The sequence below is a fragment of the Clostridium sp. genome (assembly GCF_021372645.1).
Lineage (GTDB): Bacteria > Bacillota > Clostridia > Clostridiales > Clostridiaceae > Clostridium.
In genome coordinates this window covers 46,102-68,961 of the sequence record NZ_JAJFUC010000037.1, presented here as the reverse complement: position 1 = coordinate 68,961, position 22,860 = coordinate 46,102, and the positions used below count along the sequence as shown (strand labels likewise).

Sequence of the window (22,860 nt, the reverse complement as noted above, 5' to 3'; positions counted from 1 at the left end):
GTAAGGTAGACATGGATGTTAAGAGTGTAGGGCAAAATTTAGTTAATTTAAATAATTACCAAAATTCAAATGCATCAGAATATGGCGTAAATAATGCAGAGGTGGCAACACAACAAGTACAAAAAGTTGAAACTCAATCACAAGATGTTAATAATAATAATCAAAGTAAACAATATGATAAAAAAGAGATAGATGATGCATTAAAAAAAATTAATAACTTTCTAAAAGATGATAAGACTCGTGCAGAATATACTTATAATGAAGAAATGAAAACAATGATGATAAAGATAATAGATGAAAAGACTAAAGAAGTTGTATTAGAAGTTCCACCAAAAAAGATTTTAGATATGGTTGCTAGTATGATGAGACAAGTAGGTTTGTTAGATAAAAAAGCTTAATTTAATATTAAAATTAAAGGAGGCAATAATTATTTGGAATTTAAATTAAATAAGATTGATACTGATATTAGAAAAAAAATGCAGGAAGAAATTAAAGAAGATAAGATTCATTCTGGTAAAGGTATAAATATAAAAAAAGATATAAAAGATGAAAGACATGAGAATATAGGAGCTCAAGATTATGGGGAACATGAAAAAAGATATATTACAATAGATGGAATAAAATATAATCGCAAAAACATAGATATAAAAGCAGAAAAAATACAAGAAATAAATGAAGAGAATTCTAAAGGAAGAATTTTAGATACAACGAAGTAGGAGGAGTTACAATGTATTCTAATGGATATAATGTATATAAAAACAATTCTGTAAATCATGCATCAAAAGAACAAATGCTGCTTATGTTAGTTGAGGGTGCAGTTAAGTTTTGTAAAATAGGCAGACAAGCTATAGTAGATAAAGATATAAAAAGAGCAAATGATGCATTAGTAAGAACTCAGGATATATTTTCAGAGCTTATGATAAGTTTAGATACATCAGTAGGAGAGTGGGCGGTTCAATTGTTTAGGGTATACGCTTTTATTAAAGAAAAGTTAATTGAAGCTAATATGACTAAAAGTTTAGAAATTATAGATGAAATCCTTCCACTTATAGAAGATATAAATGAAACATGGAAAGAAGCTTATAAGAGAGCTAAGAAATAATTAAATAGTTGAGAGTTGAAAGTGGAGAGTGGAGAGTTAAGGATGAAATCCTGTTGGGATTTCTGATAAATATATTTTTCAAATTACTTTGTGATTTGATTACTAAATAACAATTGAAAATTGTTATTTTAACTCTCAACTTTCAATTCTCAACTCTCAACTTAAAAAAGAAGGAGTGAGAAAAAATGTCAACAATACAAAGAATAACAGGAACTAATTCTGGATTGGATGTGGATGCTCTTGTTAAGTCAGCAATGACAACTTATACCACAAAAGTTGATAAAGAAACTCAAAACAAAAAAGTTTTAGAATATCAACAGGAACAATATAAAAAAATAATGAGCGATGCATCAGATTTTTATGACAAATATTTTGATATTTTAAAAACTGGAAATTTAATGATGACAAGTAGTTATCAAACAGAAAGTTTTACATCTAGTGATAGTTCAAAAGTAATTGCAAAAGGATTTGCAGGAGCGAGTATTGACAATTACACAGTAAATGTAACTCAATTAGCATCGAAAGCAACAAGTATTTTAGCTGACGGTGCAACTGGAAATAAAACAATGACATTTGGTTCGGGAGCAAATTTAGTAACATTAGATGCGTTTGCGGTTGGAAGTGATGCAGGCAAAACAGCAGCAGAAAATGCTGCTACAACAATTGCTAATTATAATACAAAACTAACTGCAAAAAAAGCAGAATTGAATAATGCATACACTACAGCAAATGCAGCAGATAAACTGATAATTCAACAAAAATTAAAAAGTTTAAATGTAACTGCTACTTATAGTGAATTTAATAAAGGTATAGTTTTTACAGCAGATCAAATGGGGGAAGGTGGATTTACGCTTGATGGTAGTAGTGCAGTAGATAAAGAGCTTCAAGGAACAATAACTAAAGGCGGGACATCTTATACATTAAGTGGAACATCTAATACTGTTAATATTGATAATGTGCAGTTTACTTTAAAAGGAGTAACAAGTAAGACATCGAATATAACATCATCATCTATAACAAATCTTTTAGAAGAGCATATTAGTAATACATCATATACGCTTAGTAATGGACGTAAAATAACAATAGGAAATGATGGGACAACAACAATAGATGCATCATTTGTGAGCAATGGAAAAACTTTTAATACTGATGGAAGTATAACAAGTAGTACGCAAATAACAACAGGATCAACATCAACATCAATAACGAGTCTTTTTGGAGATAATATTACTAAAACATTAAATAATCATGATACTGCTAATAATACTGATACAGCAGAATATACTCTTAATAATGGAGTGAAAATAAAAATATGTATTGATAATAATACTCCTGCTAATAGTAAAGTAACAATAATGGATGGGGAAAACGCACTTGATTCTACAGATACAGTAGAATTTACAAATACTGATGGAACAAAAATGACAATTAAAGGTGATGGAACTGTAACAAATAGTACACAAATAACATCATCATCAATAAATAAACTTTTAGAAGAGAATAATCTTAGTGTAAGTGATACAGTATATACACTTGACAATACGGATAGCAATAAAATAAAAATAGCAAGTGATGGAACAATAAAAATAATGGAATCCGATGGAACAACAGAAATTACTGATCCAATAGAATTAACAAATGATGATGGATCAATAATAAAAATTAATAAGGATGGAACCTTAACAACAAATGGAACAGATAATTCAGTAACGTTAACAGGATCAACAGATGTTACTGCATTAAAAGATAAGATTGTAAATTTTGTTAATGATTATAATACGTTGCTGAAAAGTATAAATACAAAGCTTTTTGAAAAAAGAGATAAAGATTATATGCCTTTAACAGATGAACAAAAGAAAGCAATGAGTGAAGATCAAATTACATCTTGGGAGAAAAAGTCACAAACGGGATTACTTAGAAGAGATAGTGATCTTGAAAGAATAGCAAATGCAATGAAAAGTGCTATGTCATCTGTAATGTCAGGTTCAGGTTCGTATTTGGAGCAAATGGGAATAACTCCAGTAAAAGACTATACTGATAAAAATGGAATGTTTACTATAAATGAAGATAAACTAACAAAAGCTCTAGAGGAAAATGCAACAAATGTAAAAGATTTATTTACAAGAGATGCATCAACTACAGATAAAGGTGGAGTACTTACTCAGCTTGCAGCAGCATTGAAGAGTGAATTTAAAACAAGTACGTCATCATTAGCTAAAAAAGCTGGATTAGTAGGAAGCAGTACAGAATATGATAATACTTTAACTAAAAGCATTAGTGAGAAAACAGCTCTAATAAAGAAGTTAAATACCCAATTATCAACTAAAGAAACTGCATTATACAAAAAATATTCAGATTTAGAAACAATTATGGGAAAATTAAATTCACAACAATCATCATTAGCTAGTATGCTGGGACAAGCATAAATATAATAAGGGAGTTGAGAGTTGAAAATTGATAGTTGATAATGAATTAGAAAACTCAAGATTTTGAACGATAACTCTCAACTCTCAATTAACAGTTATTGAAACATTAGTTGTTTTAATGACTTATTTTAAATATAAAATAGTAAAGAGGATAGAACTTATGGATTTACGTGAATATTTAGAAGAATATAAAGCTTTAACCTTAACTTTAATTGATGAAATCTCAAAAGATGGACAATTAAGCTTTTTAATTGAAAAAAGAGAAGATATTTTAAAATCAATTAATAATATTAACTTCGATAAAGAGGAAATTAAGACAATTGGAAATTCGTTAAAGCTATTAGAATTAGAAGAAGAACTACAGAATTCAGTTAAAAAAGAAGAAGTGAAAATTAAGAAAGAAATACAAACTTTAAAGAAAGCTAGACAGGCTAATGCAAATTATAATAGTATTGAAAATAAAGCTAGGGTATTCAATAAAAATATTTAAAAATAAGATAAAAATATTATAAAGTATTAAAATTTACAAACGAATATATAAGTATAAGATTTAAATATTTATTACTTAAAACATAATAAATAAAAAGTTAGAAATAAACTCTAAAGTAATAGGTAATTAAATCGAATATAAAAGTATAGACTAACAGTTGAGAGTTGAAAAGGGAGAGTGAAGAGTTAAGGATGTTTTTCTTCACTTTGTTCAGAAAAACTAACAATTAAATTTAAGATTTTTCGTAGAAACATCAACTTTCCACTTTCAATTTTCAACTGAAGAAGCTCTTAACTGAATAAATTCAAGGTAGTGTGTCTAAAATTTTAGATATATTAATGAATTTAGGAGGTTAAAAAGTTGAAGGAAAGTTTAGTCTATGAAAAAGCTTTTAAGTTTGCTATACGTATAGTTAATTTATACAAACACTTATGTAAAGAAAAGAATGAATACATTCTTTCAAAACAAGTTCTTAGATCAGGAACAAGTATAGGTGCAAATGCAAAAGAAGCAGTACAAGCATCGAGTAAACGAGATTTCTTGATGAAGATGAATATAGCCTTAAAGGAAGCATCAGAAACTGACTATTGGCTAGAACTTCTCAAGTCAACTGATTATCTAGATGCGAAAACATCAGAATCAATCATAAATGACTGTAAAGAACTAAATAAAATACTTGCATCTATAGTCAAAACAACAAAAGAGAATTTGAAAGCCAATGAACGCGTGAGATAACTCTCAACTTTCCACTCTCAATTCTCAACTAAAAACTGTTAGTAAACTCAAAGAGTTTAACTATAAATATAGTGGAACAAGGATGTCCACTTTGAAAATCAAGGAGGGAATTTTTATGATAATTAATCACAATTTACCAGGTATGAATGCAATAAACAAAATGAATGCTAATGGTGCAACTGCTAGCAAATCAATGCAAAAACTTTCTTCAGGTCTTAGAATTAATAGTGCAGCAGATGATGCAGCAGGATTAGCTATATCTGAAAAAATGAGGGGACAAATAAGAGGTCTTGATACAGCTTCAGCTAATGCTCAAGATGGTATATCAATGATTCAAACAGCTGAAGGTGCATTAAATGAAACTACTTCAATTCTTCAAAGAATGAGAGAATTAGCTACTCAATCAGCTAATGATACTAATGTTAGTTCTGATAGAACTGCAATACAAAAAGAAATGAATCAATTAACATCAGAAATTAACAGAATAGGTAATACTACTGAATTTAATACTCAAAAATTATTAAATGGTGGTGCATCAGCAAATACTTTAGCAATTGGTAGTAATGAAGCTACAGGTACTGGAGCTAAAGCAGCGGTCGTATCTAATATTAATGCAGATGCAGTAAAAACAACAAATACTTTCTCATTAGCTGGCTTAGCTGATTTAGGATTATATGTTGGAGGAATTGATGATACAACTGGTATTGCAAAAGGTATTAAATTTGATTTTAGTGACGCTGTAGGTAAAGCAAATAAAGATGTATTAGCGGCATATGCAGGTGGAACAAAAGTTACGGTTGCAGGCACTGAAATAGATTTTGCTGGAAAAACTGGTACAGCTGAAGGGATGCAGTTAGCATTAGAAAATTTAACTGATGATAGTGGATTGGTTAAATTGGGAAGTTTGGTAAATGTTACTGTAAAAGATAATGGAGAACTAAGTTTTGCTACTAAGGGAACTGGTATTGATCAAAACTTAACACTTGCATCAAATGCTAATGATGGAACTGGAAAAGTAGATACTACTAAAGATATAACAGCTGAGTTAGCTCAATTAGGATTTGGAAATATGAACTACGATGCTGGTGCTTCCGCTACTTGGGATGTTTTAGCTACTGCAAAAGGAACATCTGTATCTGTAGGTCAAGATGGAACAGCAGCTAAAGTTACTGGTAATACTGTAGCAACAACATCCTTTGGAACTGATTCAGATAAAATAAATGCTGATACAGCTCAAGGTAAAAAAATTGATGTTACTTTAAATGGTACAAATTACACTGTGACTTTAAATGATGCTGCAATTAAAGTGGCTGGTGGTCTTGCAGCAGCTGATACTATAGTTGGTTTAACAGCATCACTTAATGAAGCATTGAAAACTGCTGTAGATAAGGATGGAAATACTGTAGACTTGACATCTAAGCTTCAAGCTTCACAAGCATCAGATAAAATATCATTTGAGATGCAAACAGGTGCAATTCCAACAGATGGAGCTACACCAACATTAAAGGTATCAGGAGACTATGCAGCAACATTACTAGGTGGAATCACTGATGGTCAAGATGCATCAGGTGGTACATTTAAAGCTACTTTACAAATTGGAGCTAATCAAGGACAAAGTTTTGAAATTGCAATAGGAGATATGAGATCAAAAGCTCTTGGAGTGTCTGGAGACATATCTGGAGCATCAGCAGGTACTGAAGGAGCAGCATTTACAAAAGATACAACAGTAACTAATGGAACAACTAGTACTAATACAGAATATGCTCTTGATATATCAGATCATGATAAAGCAACTGCAGCTATTAAGGTTATAGATAATGCTATAAAATCAGTATCTGGCCAAAGAGCTGACTTAGGTGCTTCTCAAAACAGATTAGAACACACAATTAATAACTTGGGAACTTCATCAGAAAACTTAACTTCTGCTGAATCAAGAATTAGAGACGTTGATATGGCTAAAGAAATGTCAACATTCTCAAAGAATAATATTCTTTCTCAAGCTGCTCAAGCTATGTTGGCTCAAGCAAATAATCAACCTCAACAAGTGTTACAACTTCTTAGGTAATTGATTATTTAAGGGTCTCTTAAAGAGTAATCTTTAAGCACACATTGGGTGAATTGCTGGAACTTCCTTAAGCCGTTTCTCTACAGCGGAGTTTGAAAAGACAAACGTGATAGATTGAAAAGCAAACGGATTGGATAATCAGCAGCCAAGCTCCTGGACTGAAAAGTTGGAGAAGGCTCAACGACTAGAGTATACCACCTAAAGCGAGTAGCCATGGTGATGAAACTCGTAGGGATGAGGTTTCCCGAAGTGCCCAACCCCGAGGATTAGTTGATAGTGGAAAGTGGAAAATTGAAAGTTTGGGTAATATATAACTCTCAATTCTGAAGTTTCAACTAAAAACGGGTGAAGATATAGTCTGGCAATGATTGAAAGGTCATTGATGAAACGCAAGCAAATCAACAACCTCAACAAGTTCTTCAATTATTAAGATAAGCAGCGAACCTAAATCTATGATTTTAAGTGAGTCGCTTACTCTGTGAGTACTCATTCGACGTAAGGAGAAGGAGTTTCATATATTTGATGAATTTATAGAAGTAATAATTAGGAGTCAGAGTTATAAGCTCTGGCTCTTTTTAAATATTTAGGAGAAAATGTTTATGGTAGAAATAAGCCTAAGTTGTTTCTTTATTAAAGTGATTGCTATTGGAAAAAATAGTAAATTGGAGGTGGTTATATGGATATAGCAGTGTTATCAATGATAATGAGTCAATCTAGAGTACAACAAGATGCTGGTATAGCAGTGATGAAGATGGCAATGGATACAGGTAAGGAAAATGCAAACCAAATGACAGAAATGATAAAGAATGTTGCGTTAGACCCTAATCTAGGTAATCACATAGATGTGAGTGTCTAATACAGGTGGATGAAAGAAAAGAACTAAAGCAAGAATTGGAAGAAGAACTTCAGTTGGTGCAGTATAGAATGAAGATGTTGTATATAATGGAGGAAAAGCTATTGCAAATGAAGCAGCTAGCAGAGCAGGCTGAGCAGAAAAGTCTTACTCAAGAAGAAATGGAAGCACTAAACTCTAAACTAAATGATTTAGCAATACAGGTTAGAGCATTAGATGGAGAAAGTAGAACAACAGAAGATGGAAAAATACTAGAATGAGCATCAATGGCTGTAGAAATAGCTGTTGATGCTGATTTTTTGAATAGTTTTTTATAATTTAAAACAAAGTGTAAATAGTAGGTTGTTTTGTACGATAATTATATATAGATATTTTAGCAAATAAAAACTATAAAGCAAGAGGAGAATATATATGAAAATTTTAAAGCCATTTTATTATGATGATTTTAAATGCATTGCTGATAAATGTAAAGATAGTTGTTGTATAGGTTGGACGGTACATATTGATAAGAAAAGTTATAATAAATACAAAAAGGTCAAGGGTGATTTTGGGAGAAGTCTAAATAAGAATATTGTAAGAAATAGAAAAGATTTAAATGATTTGGCATATGGAAAAATGAAACTAAATTCTAGTAGATGTCCACTATTAAGTGAAGATAATCTTTGTGAATTGTATATAAATTTAGGCAAAGATTATTTATGTAATACATGTAAAATATATCCTAGAATGGTGAGGAAATACGGGGAGATTTATGAAAAGTATTTAACACTATCCTGTCCAGAGGTTGCTAGAATTATTAGTAGTTTCAATAATCCATTTAGTTTTAATTTGGATGATGAACCATTAACTGATTTTGAAAAAGAATACATTAGTGAAGAAAAATATAATAATAAACTATATAATTTATTATGGGAAGCGAGATCATTATCAATTGAAATTGCTCAATTCAGAGAAATAGAAATTTGGAAGAGACTTTTATTTATAAAATTAGTTGAAGAAAAGATACAAAATATAATAAATACATCAGAATATGATCAAGCAGATAATTTAATTAATAGTTTGAGAGAAAGTGTAATTGATTCGCGAATAATAGAATCATTGGATGAAATTAAAAAAGTTGATAAAGTTAAACTTTTATTTATAAGTACGTTCCTTAAAGCAAGATCAAATTCTGGTATAACTAATAATACTTTTTTTAGTTTGTTATTTGATTTTAATGTTCTTGTTAATGAAAAGAGTGAAGATGAAGTATTAGAGCTGTTGGAAAATAAAGAAAAAGAATTTAATGAGTATTTTAAAGAAAAAGAGTATATTTTAGAAAATTATATAGTTTATAACTTATATAATAATTATATGAAAGCATTATATAGTAAAGATTTGAATAAAGAAATTGTGAGATTAATATTAAGTTATTCTGTGATAAAGGTATTATTGATAGCTAGATGGAGTAAAAGTGATAAATTATTAAAAGAAGAAGATATTATAGATGTTTTATATTCTTTTTCTAGAGTACTAGAGCATAGTGAAAAATTTATTGAGATAATTTATAAAAACATAAAAGAGGCAGGATATGATACACTAGCATATTTAACTATATTAGTTAGGTAATATATTAAGTGAGTAACTAGAAAGTAGGGTTAAGAAAAATTTCGGAAGGTTTCTAGATATTCCTACTATATAGTCTCTTACATTATATATCGTTTCTGAGAAGAAATAAAAATGTACAAAAAATGTTTATAGTATGGATTAGTGTTAGTCATATATAAAATCCTATATCTAGGATCCATAGGGTCCTAGATTAAATTTTTCTTTAGTCTGCGTAATTTATCTACTACTCCCCAATAAGGTCGATTGAGAGTTTTGGCAATTTCTTTAGTTGATGTTCCTTTTTTCTTTGATTCTATAATAAATGATATCTCTTCTTTGCTATAAGAATTATCAATAACATTTTTAGTCCAAGAATTGATGTTTGCATAACTAAGTTTTTTAACGCTAAATTTCTTTTCTTCAAATCTCTCTTCTAAATCAATTTTATATTTCATACATGGAATCTGAGATACATAAGGTCTTACGATATTGATGAACTTAATGATTTCTTCTTTTTTGTTTATTTCAATAATGGTTTTCTTGCCATCTTTTCTATATTTAAGCTTTGTTTTAATATTAAATGTACTTTCTAAATGATTTTTTATAATAATATTCTCAACTTTAGAAAAACTTAAAGTATATAAAGATATTCTTGGGAAAATATAAACAGAATTATTTTTGCGTTTTGTTGAATCTATAACTAATGTTCCATCATCCATGTAAAAACAAGCTAAACCTACTGGATGAGTAAGTAACTTTATATTATCAGTAGTAATGGTTTTAATACCATTAATATAAAATTTATTGTACAACTCAGTAAAAAATATATTACTATGGGAAGAAAGTTTTGCATACTTACAATTTGTGTTTAGATTAAAATCTAAATTGTTTAGCTTTTTACATTTCCATAATCTATAAGGTATTTGTTCAGTACAGCCATGTTCTCTATAATAGGCATTTTTACTTCTACCATATAGTGCAAGACTTCCATCTCCAAAAAGGCTTCCTACAATAATATTTTGTTCTATTTCTGTAATATTATATATTTTATTAATGTATGTATTCATTTTTTAAACTCCTAATTTTAGATTATGTGATATATTATTATTTGTAATTTACTATAGATTTATGCTGGAATATCCTATATTTATCTAAAGAAAATTTAGAATATAATTACATTAAAAAACAATATTTTGCAAATTTATAAAGGAACTAGTAAAGATATAGCGAATAATAAATTGAAGTGAGGTGAAACTTATGATATTATTTAAAGCTAAATCAGATAAAATTGTTTTTGATCAATACATTAATTTTAAGCAGAAGTCTATAGGAGGAATAAGATGTTGACTTTATGCATGATACTTAAAAATGAAGAAGAAAGTCTTGAAAATTGCTTATCTAAAGTGGCAAATTTCGTAGATGAAATAATTGTAGTAGATACAGGTTCTAATGATAATACAAAGATTATTGCATCAGAATTTACTGATAAAATTTATGATTTTAAATGGTGTAATGATTTTTCAAAAGCAAGAAATTTCGCTATATCTAAGTCTTCTAACGATTGGATACTTATACTAGATGCAGATGAATTTATTACAGATTTCTCAAGAGATAGTTTATATGGATTTATAAATAATTCTTTAAACCAAAATAAAGTTGGAAGGATTCAACGAATTAACATAATGGAGGATTCAAATGAAACTAAGAAATATGTAGAGAGAGTAAATAGACTTTTTAATAAGCATTATTTTCATTATCAAGGAATAATTCATGAGCAGATTGTAGCTTTAAATGGTAAAGTTTATGAAACAGAAAATATAGATATAACTGTGGATCATGTAGGCTATACAAAGGAAGTATTAAGTAGAACAGATAAGCTTAAGAGGAATGTAGATTTGCTGCAGCAAGCAGTAAAAGATAATTCTGAAGATCCATATCTCTATTTTCAACTAGGTAAGTCCTATTATATGTTGAAAGATTATAAAACTTCTACCAAATACTTTGAGAAGGCATTATCTTTTCAGTTGGATTTTAAGTTAGAATATGTGGAGGATTTGGTTGAGACCTACGGATATTCTCTAATTAACAGTGGTAGATATTCAGATGCTCTTATTTTAGAAAATTGTCTTGAAATCTACTCAAAATGTTCTGATTTTCACTTTCTTATGGGATTAATATATATGAATAATGCTAAATTTACACAGGCAGTGAAAAGTTTTTTAGAATGTACGAAATTTTCATATAGTAAGGTAGAAGGGATAACTACATATAGTGCCTATTATAATATAGGAGTTATATATAATGTATTAGGTTTTAGAGAAAAAGCTATAGAATATTATAGTATGTGTGGTGATTATGAACCAGCAAGAAATGGGCTTAAAGCACAGTTGAATTAGCAGAATAGTTTCAAAGATTATTAAAAATAATTGTGGTTTAGAAAAAATGAATAAATATCTGAGTGGTAAATATTTGGGTGGGGGGGAGATTAGATGGATGAAAGAGGCGAGTTGAAGAAAGAATTAGAACAGGAAATTCAGTGGATAAAGTACAGACAGAGGATATTGGATATTATTGATGAGAAGTTACTACAAATGAGACAGTTGGCAGAAAAGGCTAAGCAGAACAATCTTACAGAAGAAGAACTGGAAGTAATAAACGTTAGGTTAAACGACTTAGCAATACAAGTTAGAGCATTAGATAGTGAAAGTAGAAAAAACGAAGATGGAAGAATACTTGAATGAGTATCAATGGCTGAAGTAGTAGCTGTTGATGCTTGTTTTTGGTACTAACACCCCAGGGGTGTAAAAGATGTTGTTGTAGTTTTTGTGATATAATAAGGAAAAAGATAAAAGTTTTGCTAAATATGTGAGGGGGAGATAATAATGAAGAAAAACATATGCTCAAAAATTATTGGAATAGTTCTTGCAATGCTATTATTGATTCAGGTAAGTGGAGTTACTTCAATAACAGCTAGTGCAGCAGTAACTACACCAGTAAAAGTAACATCCATAACATTAAATACAAATAAGATGAATTTGAAAGTAGGACCTTTAAAAGCAACAGTTCTGCCAAGCAATGCAACTAATAAAAGTGTAACATGGAAATCAAACAATATAAAAGTAGCAACTGTAGATGCTAATGGAAATGTAACAGCAGTAGGGGCAGGAACAGCAACAATAACATGTACAGCAAACGACGGAAGTGGAAAATATGCAACTTGTACAGTAATATTAGCAGATCAAAATGAAATAACTCTTAATAGTACTAATGCAGATGTTGCAAATGGAGTATTAACTCCGAAGTCTAAATTAAATTATAGTAAAATTATAATCCCATCAGAAATAAATGGACAAACTATTACCGGTATAGGGGATAAGGCATTTTATAATTATAGTAAATTAACAACAGTAACAATTCCTGATAGTGTTAAAAGTATAGATTCTAGTGCATTTAGCGGTTGTAATAACTTAACAGCAGTAACAATACCAGAAGGTGCCACAACTATAGGCGATAATGCATTTAATGGTTGTTCTAAGTTAACAAAAGTAACGATTCCAGATAGTGTTACAAGCATAGGTGCTAGCGCATTTAATGGCTGTGGCGATTTATCAACAGTAACAATGGTCGATAATAGTGTTACAAGTATAGGTGAAAATGCATTTAGTGGTTGTGGTAACTTAACAACCATAACAATTCCAGAAGGTGTCACAAGCATAGGTGATGGAGCATTTGGTGGTTGTGTTAGATTAACAACAGTAACAATTCCAGATACTGTAACAAGTATAAGTGATAATACATTTAAGGGATGTATTAGGTTGTCAGCAGTAACAATCTCAGAGAATGTTACAAGTGTAGGGGAAAATGCATTTAGTGGTTGTAATAACTTAACAATAGTAACGATAGATGGTAATAATCTAACAAGCATAGGAAATAATGCATTTAGTGGTTGTGCTAGATTAACAACAGTAACAATTCCAAATAGTGTAACCAATATAGGTGAAAATGCATTTAATGGTTGCAGTAATTTAACAACAGTAGCAATTCCAGATGGTATCACAAGTATAGGTGAGGGAACATTTAGTGGTTGTGTTAGATTAACAACAGTAACAATTCCAACCAGTGTTATAAGTATAGGAAATAACGCATTTTACAATTGTAGCAGCTTAACAATAGCACCTATTAATAATATTACAAGCATAGGTTCTAATGCATTTAGTGGCTGTTCTAGTCTAACAACAGTAACAATTCCAAGCAGTGTGACTAGCATGGGAGTACGTGCGTTCTATAATTGTAGTAAATTAGCAACAGTGACAATTGAAACTGGTATCAATAGAATAAGTTCTAGTGCATTTGGTTATTGTAGTAAATTAACAACAGTAACAATTCCAAGTAGTGTGACAAGCATAGGAGATAATGCATTTAGCGGTTGTGGTAGTTTAACAGCAATAACAATTCCAACTGGTGTAACAAGTATAGGTTCTGGTGCATTTTATAATTGTAGCAAATTAACAACAATAACACTTCCAAGCAGTGTCACTAGTATGGGTGATCGTGCATTTAGTTATTGTTATGGATTAACAGCAGTAACAATTCCAACTACTGTAACAAGTATAGGTTCTGGTGCATTTAGTTATTGTAGTAAATATGTTAAATATAATCTAAGTGGTAGTGTAACTGTACAAGACTTACTTATTAAGAGTACGCCATCAATTAATAAAAAAACTCAAATAATTTAGGCATATGGACTTGTTATTTATTTGAATGTGCCTTAGTGATTTAAGATTAAGAAAATATCTATACAAGCATCGGTGGTTAAATTAATAGCTATTGGTGCTTGTTTTAACTTGGGATTCAGGCTAATAGTTCTGCAAGCAAATACCATAAATGACGTGGAACAAAATTTATAAGAATAACAAGGATGTATTACTAAAGATATTTTTGATTTTTACGATAATAAATTATGTTTAGATATATGGATATAAAATAGAGTGGAATATTAAAATTACTTTTGTCAAAAGAAGGGATTTGATCTTATGGATATAGCTGCAATGTCAGTAGGTATGCATCAGGCATCATTGCAAAGTGCAGTATCAATATCAGTTATGAAGTTAGCGATGAATAATGGAATTGAAACAGCAACTCAAATTACAGATATGATGAGCAATATGGCAGTAGATACAAGTAGAGGAAACAATATAGATGCAAGAGCATAAATTAGCTCATATTTTTTGTTTACTTGTGATCAATAAAGAATTAAAGGAGGTAACAAAGTGAGACTTAATCATAATATGTATTCCTTAAGTATATATAAAACATATAAAGGTAGAATTACTGATGAATCAAAAGCACTAAATAATATAAGTACTGGTAGTAGATTGAATTCTGCTAAAGATAATCCTGGGAAGATAGGAAAAAATGAAACATTAAAGATACAAGTATTAACAAATGATGCAGCAAGTAAAAATATTCAAGATACTAATTCTATGCTTCAGACTTATGATGGTGCTCTTCAAGGGATTAATGACAACTTAAATAGAATGAGGGAATTAACAGTTAGTGCTGGATCAGGGGCTTTAACAGAAGAAGATAGAAATAATATTAAAGCTGAAATTGAAAGTATAAAGAAGGATATAGATGCTTTAGCAAATAATACGGAATTTAATGGAATTAAACTATCTGATTCTGGTTTAAGTGGAAGTGCAACTAAAACAATAAAAACTGCTATTGGAACAATGGAAGGTGAAAGTATGGATATACCTTTTTATAATGTTAGTGCAGATAATTTAGGTGTTGGCAGCACATTGGATATAAGTGATGTAAATTCATCTCTTGAAGCTATTGATAAAGCAACTCAAACTGTTAGTAAAATAAGAAGTAAATATGGATCAATTCAAAACAGATTAGAAGGAACAGCTGATTATTTAAGCAGTAAAGATATTTCTATTCAAACAGCTCAAAGTAGAATTGGGGATGCAGATATTGCAGAGGAAATGATGAATTTTTCAAAAAGTCAATTATTAGTTAATTCTTCAATTGGATTACTGGCACAAAGCAATAATTTTCCTAAAGATGCATTAAATATTTTAGCTAATGTTAAATAGTTATTAAAATGATATTTTAAATAATAAGCTATAGTAAATTTAAATGTTTAAAATTTACTATAGCTTATTATTTTTGTAGATTTAAAGTATAAATATTTAAAAGGAGATGTTGAGTTAATTTTGTTAGAAGTTATGACATTATTGTATAAATATAACTTATAAATATGACTATGTTGGTAATTGTAATGCTAATTTAACAAACTTATTATAATATAATTATGTAAAATTTATCGAAAATTAGAAAATAGTTGTGGCAAAAACCTTTGGAATATTTTATAATTTAAAAGAGTAAATTATAAATGATAATAGCACACTTATTGAAAAATAAGGTCGCAAAACCATGAGTCTAAGGGAAATTTTATTTTCTATGATCGTCAGGCTGCCAAAATATGATTGTAATAAATTTTATATTTGTTTATGTTCGTTATATTTTGGTGTCTATGATTACATAGACACCTTTTATTTTAGAAAAGTATTATAAAGTCAAATCTGTGTATAATTTTATGAAAATGGGGAGGAGATGTAGTTTTGAAATAAGATTTTTTTGAGATATATCATTAGTTTATAGAATAATATGTTAAAAGATATATAAATAGATAATATTGGTAAATAAATTATAGAAAAATTGTGAGAAAATTATGGATAAAACACTTTAATTATTCTATAATTAGAATATTAGCAATTTATAAGAAAAATATGAGATTTTAGTTGAATAAAATTTATTAGAGAAAAAATAATTTTACAAATTATAGTTGATAACGTAAAATCTATATTTATAGAGGGAATTTTGAATATTTATGAATATAAAAGGAAAAATGTAAGGATGTGAAATTGTGGCAATACAATCTATTAATTCTGATGCTACTTATGAGCTAATTAAATCAGGGATTAAGGCATCAAACATTAGGGCAAAGGCAATCGCTAATAATATGGCAAATATCAATACTAAGGATTATAAGAAATTTAATGTGGTTTTTGAAGAGAACTTAAAAAAAGAAAATAATTCGTCAGGATTAGAATTAAAGAGAACCAACTCTGCTCATTTTGCTAGTAGTAATTCAGAAAATGAGAATATATCAATAGAACAAGACAATAGTACTAGCATGAGAAGTGATGGTAACAATGTTGACTTAGATATAGAAAAAGTTAATCAAGCGGCTAATACACTTAAGTATAATGCTCTAATTACTAATATAAATAATAAATTCAATAATTTAAAAACGGTTATTAAATAATAGAGAAACAAATTAAATTATTTAAAAATTGTTATTTAGAGAAGGGGGATTGTAAATGAACGCATTTAGTTCTATGCAAATAAGTGCAACAGGTCTTTCTGCAGAAAGATTAAGAATGGATACTATAACTTCTAATATGGCAAATGCAAGTACAACAAGAAGTGCTGATGGAACGGGTCCCTATGTTAGAAAGATAGCTGTCTTTCAAGAAGCTCTTGATGCTAATAAGGAAATGGCTGGAGTTAAGGCAGTGAAAATTGAAAAAGATAATTCACCTTTAAGAAAAGTATATGATCCTACTAATCCAGATGCAGATGCAACAGGATATGTTACTATGCCTAATGTAAATGTGTTAAATGAAATGGCTGATATGATGGTAGCAACAAGGTCTTATGAGGCAAATGTTGATACTTTTAATGCCCTAAAAAGTATGTTTTCAAAAGCTTTAGAAATTGGAAGGTAGAGAGGGATTGAAATATGAGAATAGAAGATAATTTTGCATTAAATGAAGTAATGTTTAATAATAAATTTAAAAATATTGGTAGCAGTGAAAATAAAGAAGAAAAAAGTGATTCAATTGGGTTTGGAGATGTTCTGAAAAAGTGCATTGATGATACTAATGATAAGATAGTAAAATCTGATTCAGCTGCAACTAGCTTTATTAAGGGAGAAGACGTTAATATTGATGAAGTAATGATTAAAAATCAAGAAGCTAGTTTAAATTTACAATTTTTAACTCAAACCAGAGATAAATTATTGGAAGGGTATAATCAATTATCAAGGTTGCAATTGTAGTAAGATGAGGAGAGCTAAATAATGAAAAAACTTTTAGAAAAAGTTAAAGGGCTTTTGGAAAAGTTTAAATCCAAGAGTAAGAAAATAAAAATTGCAGTAATAGTATCAATTATAGCAGTTTTTATTGCTATAATAAGTGCAATTTTCTATTCGTCTTCTAACCAATATCAAGTTTTATTTTCTAACCTTGATGATGCAAATTTACAAACTGTAATGAATACTTTAAACAATAAAAAAGTAGATGCCAAAATAGATAAAAGTACAAATACTATTACAGTTCCTGGAAGTCAAGTGGACAAACTAAGGCTGGAATTAGCTCCAAGTCTAACAACGGGAAGCACGGGATTTGAGCTTATGGATAGCGGAAGTTCCTTTGGTATGACAGATGAAGAATTTAAAATTAAAAAAGTTAGAATGCAACAAGGTGAGCTAGAAAAAACTATAAAAAGTTTTCCGCAAGTGCAAGATGCAAGAGTACATATAACTGAGGCTACAACTTCTGTTTTTGCAAAGGATGCAACACCAGGAAAAGCAGCTGTTTATTTGAAATTAAAAAATGGGACAACTATTAATGAAGATCAAGTTAAATCAATAGTAGCCTTAGTATCAGGAAGTACTGAAAATATTCCAAGAGAGAACATAGATGTTATAGATGATAAGATGAATTTACTTACTAAGGATATTAATACAGATAAAGCTGATTCAGTAAGTTCTGAAACTATATCAAAGCAACAAGATGCAGAAAAAGCTTATGAAGATAAGCTTCAAAAAGCAATTGTTACTTTGTTAGAGCCAATTGTCGGCAAAGATAAAGTTAAAGCAACTGTTAATGTTAATTTAGATTTTGACTCAAAGCAAAAGACGCAAACAGTAGTAGATCCTAATAAAGTTATTATAAGCCAAGAAAATTCTAAAGAGTTGAATAATTCAGGTACAGGGACTACAACAGGTCAAAGCCCTGTAGATAATAATATGACCAATTCAATAACATCAACTACTACTAATGGTGATAAGTCAACTTCAAGTAAGGAAGATCAAAAGACTAACTATGAGGTTGGTAAAAGTGAATCAAAAGTTATTAGTGCACCAGGAGAAGTCAAGAGACTTACTGCATCAGTTGTAGTTGATGGAAATTTAGATTCTGCAACACAGCAGACACTTCAAAATGCAGTAGGAAATGCAATTGGATTGGATGCACTTAGGGGAGATCAAGTTTCAGTGCTTGGAATGGCATTTGATACAACTGTTCAAGATCAAGCTAAGGCAGAGGTAGATGCAATGAATGCAGAAGCAGCTACAGCTAGTAGGAATAAAATGATGATTATAGCAGGAATTTTAGGAACATTACTTTTAGGGATAATTATTGGCTTTATTATAAAGAGAAGAAAGAAAAAGAAAGTAGAAGAGGAACAACTATTAGATACATTAATAGATGATACTATAATACCTAAGGAAACTGAAGCTTATCAGCCAATAGAATTTGAAGCAAAAACTAAAAAGTCTCATTTAGAAGACGAAATTAAGAAATACGCAACAGAAAAACCAGAACAAGTTGTAGAGATAATTAAATCATGGTTAGCTGAAAATGAGAGGTAGGTTATAGCTATGGCAAAAGAAACAATGGAATTAACAGGAGTTCATAAAGCAGCTATATTATTTATAACCCTTGGACCAGAAGCATCATCTGGAATATTGAAAAAATTACCGGAAGCTGAAATTCAAAAAATAACTTATGAAATTGCTAATATAACATCTGTTACGCCAGAACAAAGAGAAGAAATATTAAATGAATTTTTACAAATAAATAAGGCAAGAGATTATATAATTGAAGGTGGTATGGACTATGCTAAGGCATTATTGTCAAAAGCATTAGGATCTCAAAGGGCAAATGAAATATTGGAAAAGGTATCAGAAGCTACAGCTCAATACAGACCTTTTTCAATTGCAAGGAAGGCAGATTCTCATCAATTATTAAATGTAATTATATCAGAACAGCCACAAACTATTGCTTTGATTTTATGTTATCTTCAAGCTGATAAAGCAGCTCAAGTTATGGCAGAATTACCAGAAGAGACACAAAGTGAAGTTGCATATAGAATAGCAACTATGAGCAATACGTCTCCTATGGTAATTAAAGAAATAGAATCTGTACTTGAAAGCAAATTATCTTCAGTAGTAAGAACTGAGATGACAAGCTTAGGTGGAGTAGAAACGTTAGTTAATATATTGAATGCAGTTGATAGAACAACTGAAAAGAATATTACTGAAGGTTTAGAAAGAGAAGATGCAGAACTTGCTGATCAAGTTAAAAGTTCAATGTTTGTATTTGAGGATATTGTTTCTCTTGATGATGTATCTATTCAAAGAATTCTTAGAGAAATTGAAATTAACGAGCTCGCACTTGCACTTAAAGGATGTTCTGAGGAAGTTGCTAACAGCATTTACAAGAATCAATCAAAGAGAGCTGCTGCTTCATTAAAGGAAGATATGGAATTCTTAGGACCAGTAAGACTTATGGATGTTGAAAAAGCACAACAAAAGATTGTTTCTGTTATTAGGAGGTTAGATGATGCTAACGAAATCATCATTTCAAGAGGTGGAGAAGATGCAATCATCGTATAGCTTAATAAAGAAAGCGTCTGTAAAGCAAGGCGAACATAAGGTTGTTTCAACGAAATATATTAGGAAGAGTTCAGTGTCAGAAAAGATTGAAGAAGAAAAAGACGAAGAGGTTATAGTAAAAGCACCTCAAATTGATCCAGAAGAACTTTTAAAACGTTATGAAGACATTGGAGAAAGAATAATACAAGATGCAAAAAAAGAAAAACAAGTTATTTTATTAAGAGCACAAATGGATGCCAATGTTGCAGAAAAGAAGGCTTATGAAAAAGGTTATGAACAAGGAATTCAAAATGGATATGATGATGGATATAAAAAAGCTTATGATGAGACTATTGATGTAGCAAAAGCAGAGGCAGCTGAAATTGTAAATAAAGCAGAACTAATTTTAAAGTGTGCATATGAGAATTATTCCAAATATTTAGATGATAAAAAAGCAGATATAGTAAATTTAGCACTAGAGATAGCTGAAAGTATTGCACAAAAAACATTAAGCAGGGATGATTCAATGAATTCAATTATTGAAGAGGCTTTTAAAATTTCAAAAAGAGAAGATAATGTTATTTTAAAAGCAAATTCAATTCATGTTAAAGAATTAAAATCTCAAGTTGAAAGATGGAAGATATCATATGGAATAAAAAATGAGATTTTTATAATTGCTGATGATTTTATGAATCCAGGAAATGCAACTTTGGAAAAACCTAGTGGTATAGTAAAAGTTGGCGTAGATACTGGAATGGAACAAATACGAAAAGCTCTAATCAGTTAACAAGGAACAGTTAATAATAAACAGTTTAGAAAAAAACTCCTTCAGAGTTTAAAAAATTCGTAGAAATTCCATCATACATTATTAACTGCTAACTGTTAACTATCAACTGAAAAAGGTGGGGGTAGTTTTATATGTTAGAGTTGGACTTAGATTTTAATAAATTAATTAAAAAAGTCAAGAGTATATCAACAATATATAGTGAAGGTGTTGTTAAGAAGGTAATAGGACTTACTATTGAAGTACAAGGTATTAAGGCATTTGTTGGTGAACTTTGTATAATATATAACGAGAAAAATACTTCTGTAAATTGTGAAGTTGTAGGTTTTAGAGATGAATTTATAATTCTTATGCCTCTTGATGAGCTTATAGGGATTTCACCGGGCTGTAGAGTTGTACCACAACGCAAACCATTAAGTGTTAAATGTTCAGATAAGTTACTTGGGCATATAATCGATGGACTTGGAAATCCTCTAGATTGTGATTATATATCAATTGAAGGTGAAGATTATCTACTAGAAAATGATGCTCCAGACCCTTTAAAAAGAAAACGGATAACGGATATAATGCCAACTGGAGTCAGAGCAATAGATGGATTTTTAACTTGTGGCGATGGACAAAGAATTGGTATTTTTGCAGGTAGTGGAGTTGGTAAGAGTACTACACTAGGAATGATTGCAAGAGAAGCTAAAGCAGATGTTAATGTTATTGCATTAATAGGTGAAAGAGGCAGAGAGATCTTAGAATTTATAGAGAAGGATTTAGGACCGGAAGGTATGAAGAAATCTGTTGTAGTTTGTGCTACATCAGACAAGCCTGCTTTAATAAGAATTAAAGGAGCACTAACAGCTACAGCAATAGCAGAATACTTTAGAGATAAAGGCAAAAAAGTAATTCTCATGATGGATTCAGTTACTAGATTTGCCATGGCTCAAAGAGAAGTTGGACTTGCTATAGGCGAGCCACCAGCAACTAAAGGCTATACACCTTCAGTATTTGCAAAGCTTCCTAAACTTATGGAAAGGTCGGGTACATCTTCAGATGGATCAATAACAGCATTTTATACAGTACTTGTTGATGGTGATGATTTTAATGAGCCTATAGCAGATGCTGTTAGAGGTATACTAGATGGACATATAGTGTTATCAAGAGATTTAGCACATAAAAATCATTATCCAGCTATTGATACATTAAATAGCGTTAGTAGACTTATGAGTCAAATAGCACCTAAGGAACATAAAGAAGCAGCGTCTATGGCAAGAGATCTTTTAGCAACTTATAAGGATTCAGAAGATTTAATAAATATAGGTGCTTATGTTAAAGGAAGTAACAAAAAAATTGATATGGCAATCAATTATAATGATGTATTAAATAATTTTCTGTGTCAAGGGATTGATGAAAAATCAAGTTTTGAAGTGACAGAAGAGGCTTTGATATCAATGTTTAAATAATAATCCAGATGTATTATTTAATCAATAAAAGGGGGGTCCACTTTGGCTGAAAGATTTAAGTTTGGTTTAGATAAACTTCTTCAAATTAGAAATGAAAAAGAAGAAGAAAGCAAAAGGTTATTTACTGAAAGTCAGAGAGAAAAAAAGAAAATAGAAGAAAAACTAGAAGAACTTAATGAAAATTATCATAAATATAAGGGCATAGATCCTAATGAAGATATAATATATCAAAAACTAAAAAGATACTATATTCAAGGAGTACAAAGTGGAATAAAGTCAACTGAAAAAGACTTAGTTATAAAAAATCAAGAAATTGATAAAAGAAGAAGAGATTTAACAGTAAAGCAAATGGAAAGAAAAACTGTTGAAACCTTAAAGGATAAAAAATATGAAGCATATGTAAGGGATCAAGATAGGGTAGAACAAATAAATCTTGATGAATTAGCTCTTTATGCGTATGCGAGAAATCAATATAAGTAGAAAATATACACTTCTGAAAAAAGCGCGAAGAGCAACAAAGATCATTTCACTGCTGAAAAAAGTGCGAAGCACAACCAAGATCATTTGGCTGCTGAAAAAAGTGCGAAGCACGACCAAGATCAATTTTAATGGATATTTTCAAAATTCCTTAGGAG

Annotated in this window: 24 protein-coding genes and 1 riboswitch; of the genes, 23 read left to right on the top strand and 1 reads right to left on the bottom strand. The window is 29.9% G+C overall.

Annotation, left to right across the window (positions count from 1 at the left end; all coding sequences use genetic code 11):
• Positions 1–11: 11 nt before the first annotated feature.
• From LLF98_RS05775 to fliB, 10 genes are all read left to right on the top strand, one after another.
• Positions 12–398, top strand: a complete 387-nt coding sequence (locus tag LLF98_RS05775; RefSeq protein WP_291701764.1) for a flagellar protein FlaG — start codon at positions 12–14, stop codon at positions 396–398.
• A gap of 33 nt (positions 399–431) precedes the next feature.
• On the top strand, positions 432–716 hold the full coding sequence (locus LLF98_RS05770) for a hypothetical protein (RefSeq protein ID WP_291701762.1): 285 nt from the start codon (positions 432–434) through the stop codon (positions 714–716).
• A gap of 11 nt (positions 717–727) precedes the next feature.
• Entirely contained in the window at positions 728–1,102 is a 375-nt protein-coding gene (gene fliS / locus LLF98_RS05765) for a flagellar export chaperone FliS (protein WP_291701759.1), read from the top strand.
• Between the two features lie 185 nt (positions 1,103–1,287).
• Positions 1,288–3,528, top strand: coding sequence for a flagellar filament capping protein FliD (gene fliD / locus LLF98_RS05760; RefSeq protein WP_291701757.1), 2,241 nt, complete (start codon positions 1,288–1,290; stop codon positions 3,526–3,528).
• A 160-nt stretch (positions 3,529–3,688) separates the two neighbouring features.
• Positions 3,689–4,018 carry a hypothetical protein gene (locus LLF98_RS05755; RefSeq protein ID WP_291701756.1) on the top strand — a complete coding sequence of 110 codons (330 nt, stop codon included), beginning with the start codon at positions 3,689–3,691 and terminating at the stop codon, positions 4,016–4,018.
• Between the two features lie 360 nt (positions 4,019–4,378).
• Positions 4,379–4,753 (top strand): four helix bundle protein, encoded by a 375-nt coding sequence (locus tag LLF98_RS05750; protein ID WP_291701754.1) that lies wholly within the window; start codon positions 4,379–4,381, stop codon positions 4,751–4,753.
• A gap of 115 nt (positions 4,754–4,868) precedes the next feature.
• On the top strand, positions 4,869–6,818 hold the full coding sequence (locus tag LLF98_RS05745; RefSeq protein ID WP_291701751.1) for a flagellin: 1,950 nt from the start codon (positions 4,869–4,871) through the stop codon (positions 6,816–6,818).
• 676 nt (positions 6,819–7,494) lie between these two features.
• Positions 7,495–7,674: a YjfB family protein gene (locus tag LLF98_RS05740; protein ID WP_291701749.1), complete on the top strand. Its 180-nt coding sequence runs from the start codon at positions 7,495–7,497 to the stop codon at positions 7,672–7,674.
• 5 nt (positions 7,675–7,679) lie between these two features.
• Positions 7,680–7,931 carry a hypothetical protein gene (locus tag LLF98_RS05735; protein WP_291701747.1) on the top strand — a complete coding sequence of 84 codons (252 nt, stop codon included), beginning with the start codon at positions 7,680–7,682 and terminating at the stop codon, positions 7,929–7,931.
• A gap of 151 nt (positions 7,932–8,082) precedes the next feature.
• Positions 8,083–9,279 carry a flagellin lysine-N-methylase gene (fliB, locus tag LLF98_RS05730; RefSeq protein ID WP_291701746.1) on the top strand — a complete coding sequence of 399 codons (1,197 nt, stop codon included), beginning with the start codon at positions 8,083–8,085 and terminating at the stop codon, positions 9,277–9,279.
• 185 nt (positions 9,280–9,464) lie between these two features.
• On the opposite strand, the gene LLF98_RS05725 is transcribed toward fliB, so the two are convergent.
• Positions 9,465–10,325 carry a hypothetical protein gene (locus LLF98_RS05725; protein ID WP_291701744.1) on the bottom strand — a complete coding sequence of 287 codons (861 nt, stop codon included), beginning with the start codon at positions 10,323–10,325 and terminating at the stop codon, positions 9,465–9,467.
• A 273-nt stretch (positions 10,326–10,598) separates the two neighbouring features.
• Here LLF98_RS05725 and LLF98_RS05720 point away from each other — a divergent pair, with 273 nt between their 5' ends.
• The 13 genes from LLF98_RS05720 to fliJ all read left to right on the top strand — a co-directional run bounded on the left by LLF98_RS05720 (position 10,599) and on the right by fliJ (position 22,705).
• Positions 10,599–11,654, top strand: coding sequence for a glycosyltransferase (locus LLF98_RS05720; protein ID WP_291701742.1), 1,056 nt, complete (start codon positions 10,599–10,601; stop codon positions 11,652–11,654).
• A 93-nt stretch (positions 11,655–11,747) separates the two neighbouring features.
• Positions 11,748–11,999: a hypothetical protein gene (locus tag LLF98_RS05715; protein ID WP_291701740.1), complete on the top strand. Its 252-nt coding sequence runs from the start codon at positions 11,748–11,750 to the stop codon at positions 11,997–11,999.
• A gap of 141 nt (positions 12,000–12,140) precedes the next feature.
• Positions 12,141–13,994 carry a leucine-rich repeat protein gene (locus tag LLF98_RS05710; RefSeq protein ID WP_291701738.1) on the top strand — a complete coding sequence of 618 codons (1,854 nt, stop codon included), beginning with the start codon at positions 12,141–12,143 and terminating at the stop codon, positions 13,992–13,994.
• 297 nt (positions 13,995–14,291) lie between these two features.
• The gene (locus LLF98_RS05705) at positions 14,292–14,471 is read left to right on the top strand and encodes a YjfB family protein (protein ID WP_291701736.1); all 180 of its coding nucleotides are present in this window, start codon (positions 14,292–14,294) and stop codon (positions 14,469–14,471) included.
• 57 nt (positions 14,472–14,528) lie between these two features.
• Positions 14,529–15,359, top strand: a complete 831-nt coding sequence (locus LLF98_RS05700; RefSeq protein WP_291701734.1) for a flagellin — start codon at positions 14,529–14,531, stop codon at positions 15,357–15,359.
• A gap of 297 nt (positions 15,360–15,656) precedes the next feature.
• Positions 15,657–15,746: riboswitch (cyclic di-GMP riboswitch) on the top strand.
• A gap of 446 nt (positions 15,747–16,192) precedes the next feature.
• Complete coding sequence (gene flgB / locus LLF98_RS05695; RefSeq protein WP_291701732.1) at positions 16,193–16,594, top strand: flagellar basal body rod protein FlgB; 402 nt, start codon at positions 16,193–16,195, stop codon at positions 16,592–16,594.
• 55 nt (positions 16,595–16,649) lie between these two features.
• Entirely contained in the window at positions 16,650–17,057 is a 408-nt protein-coding gene (gene flgC / locus LLF98_RS05690; protein WP_291701730.1) for a flagellar basal body rod protein FlgC, read from the top strand.
• Between the two features lie 14 nt (positions 17,058–17,071).
• Positions 17,072–17,389 carry a flagellar hook-basal body complex protein FliE gene (gene fliE / locus LLF98_RS05685; RefSeq protein ID WP_291701728.1) on the top strand — a complete coding sequence of 106 codons (318 nt, stop codon included), beginning with the start codon at positions 17,072–17,074 and terminating at the stop codon, positions 17,387–17,389.
• Between the two features lie 21 nt (positions 17,390–17,410).
• A complete protein-coding gene (gene fliF / locus LLF98_RS05680; RefSeq protein WP_291701726.1) occupies positions 17,411–18,985 on the top strand; it encodes a flagellar basal-body MS-ring/collar protein FliF in 1,575 nt (524 codons plus the stop codon).
• 9 nt (positions 18,986–18,994) lie between these two features.
• Complete coding sequence (gene fliG, locus LLF98_RS05675; protein ID WP_291701724.1) at positions 18,995–20,011, top strand: flagellar motor switch protein FliG; 1,017 nt, start codon at positions 18,995–18,997, stop codon at positions 20,009–20,011.
• Entirely contained in the window at positions 19,995–20,777 is a 783-nt protein-coding gene (locus LLF98_RS05670; protein WP_291701976.1) for a flagellar biosynthesis protein, read from the top strand. Before fliG ends, LLF98_RS05670 begins: the two co-directional genes overlap by 17 nt.
• Before the next feature lie 131 nt (positions 20,778–20,908).
• Complete coding sequence (fliI, locus tag LLF98_RS05665) at positions 20,909–22,225, top strand: flagellar protein export ATPase FliI (protein ID WP_291701722.1); 1,317 nt, start codon at positions 20,909–20,911, stop codon at positions 22,223–22,225.
• A gap of 42 nt (positions 22,226–22,267) precedes the next feature.
• Complete coding sequence (gene fliJ, locus LLF98_RS05660; protein WP_291701720.1) at positions 22,268–22,705, top strand: flagellar export protein FliJ; 438 nt, start codon at positions 22,268–22,270, stop codon at positions 22,703–22,705.
• Positions 22,706–22,860 lie beyond the last annotated feature (155 nt).

What these genes read in the sequence shown, in the direction of transcription:
- LLF98_RS05775 (WP_291701764.1), top strand. Translation starts at nt 12, where the DNA reads ATGGATGTTAAGAGTGTAGGGCAAAATTTAGTTAATTTAAATAATTAC.
- LLF98_RS05670 (WP_291701976.1), top strand. Translation starts at nt 19,995, where the DNA reads ATGCAATCATCGTATAGCTTAATAAAGAAAGCGTCTGTAAAGCAAGGC.
- LLF98_RS05725 (WP_291701744.1), bottom strand. Translation starts at nt 10,325, where the DNA reads ATGAATACATACATTAATAAAATATATAATATTACAGAAATAGAACAA.
- fliS (WP_291701759.1), top strand. Translation starts at nt 728, where the DNA reads ATGTATTCTAATGGATATAATGTATATAAAAACAATTCTGTAAATCAT.
- LLF98_RS05705 (WP_291701736.1), top strand. Translation starts at nt 14,292, where the DNA reads ATGGATATAGCTGCAATGTCAGTAGGTATGCATCAGGCATCATTGCAA.
- fliB (WP_291701746.1), top strand. Translation starts at nt 8,083, where the DNA reads ATGAAAATTTTAAAGCCATTTTATTATGATGATTTTAAATGCATTGCT.
- LLF98_RS05710 (WP_291701738.1), top strand. Translation starts at nt 12,141, where the DNA reads ATGAAGAAAAACATATGCTCAAAAATTATTGGAATAGTTCTTGCAATG.
- fliE (WP_291701728.1), top strand. Translation starts at nt 17,072, where the DNA reads ATGAGAATAGAAGATAATTTTGCATTAAATGAAGTAATGTTTAATAAT.
- fliF (WP_291701726.1), top strand. Translation starts at nt 17,411, where the DNA reads ATGAAAAAACTTTTAGAAAAAGTTAAAGGGCTTTTGGAAAAGTTTAAA.
- fliI (WP_291701722.1), top strand. Translation starts at nt 20,909, where the DNA reads ATGTTAGAGTTGGACTTAGATTTTAATAAATTAATTAAAAAAGTCAAG.
- LLF98_RS05755 (WP_291701756.1), top strand. Translation starts at nt 3,689, where the DNA reads ATGGATTTACGTGAATATTTAGAAGAATATAAAGCTTTAACCTTAACT.
- flgC (WP_291701730.1), top strand. Translation starts at nt 16,650, where the DNA reads ATGAACGCATTTAGTTCTATGCAAATAAGTGCAACAGGTCTTTCTGCA.
- LLF98_RS05740 (WP_291701749.1), top strand. Translation starts at nt 7,495, where the DNA reads ATGGATATAGCAGTGTTATCAATGATAATGAGTCAATCTAGAGTACAA.
- LLF98_RS05715 (WP_291701740.1), top strand. Translation starts at nt 11,748, where the DNA reads ATGGATGAAAGAGGCGAGTTGAAGAAAGAATTAGAACAGGAAATTCAG.
- fliD (WP_291701757.1), top strand. Translation starts at nt 1,288, where the DNA reads ATGTCAACAATACAAAGAATAACAGGAACTAATTCTGGATTGGATGTG.
- fliG (WP_291701724.1), top strand. Translation starts at nt 18,995, where the DNA reads ATGGCAAAAGAAACAATGGAATTAACAGGAGTTCATAAAGCAGCTATA.
- LLF98_RS05720 (WP_291701742.1), top strand. Translation starts at nt 10,599, where the DNA reads ATGTTGACTTTATGCATGATACTTAAAAATGAAGAAGAAAGTCTTGAA.
- LLF98_RS05745 (WP_291701751.1), top strand. Translation starts at nt 4,869, where the DNA reads ATGATAATTAATCACAATTTACCAGGTATGAATGCAATAAACAAAATG.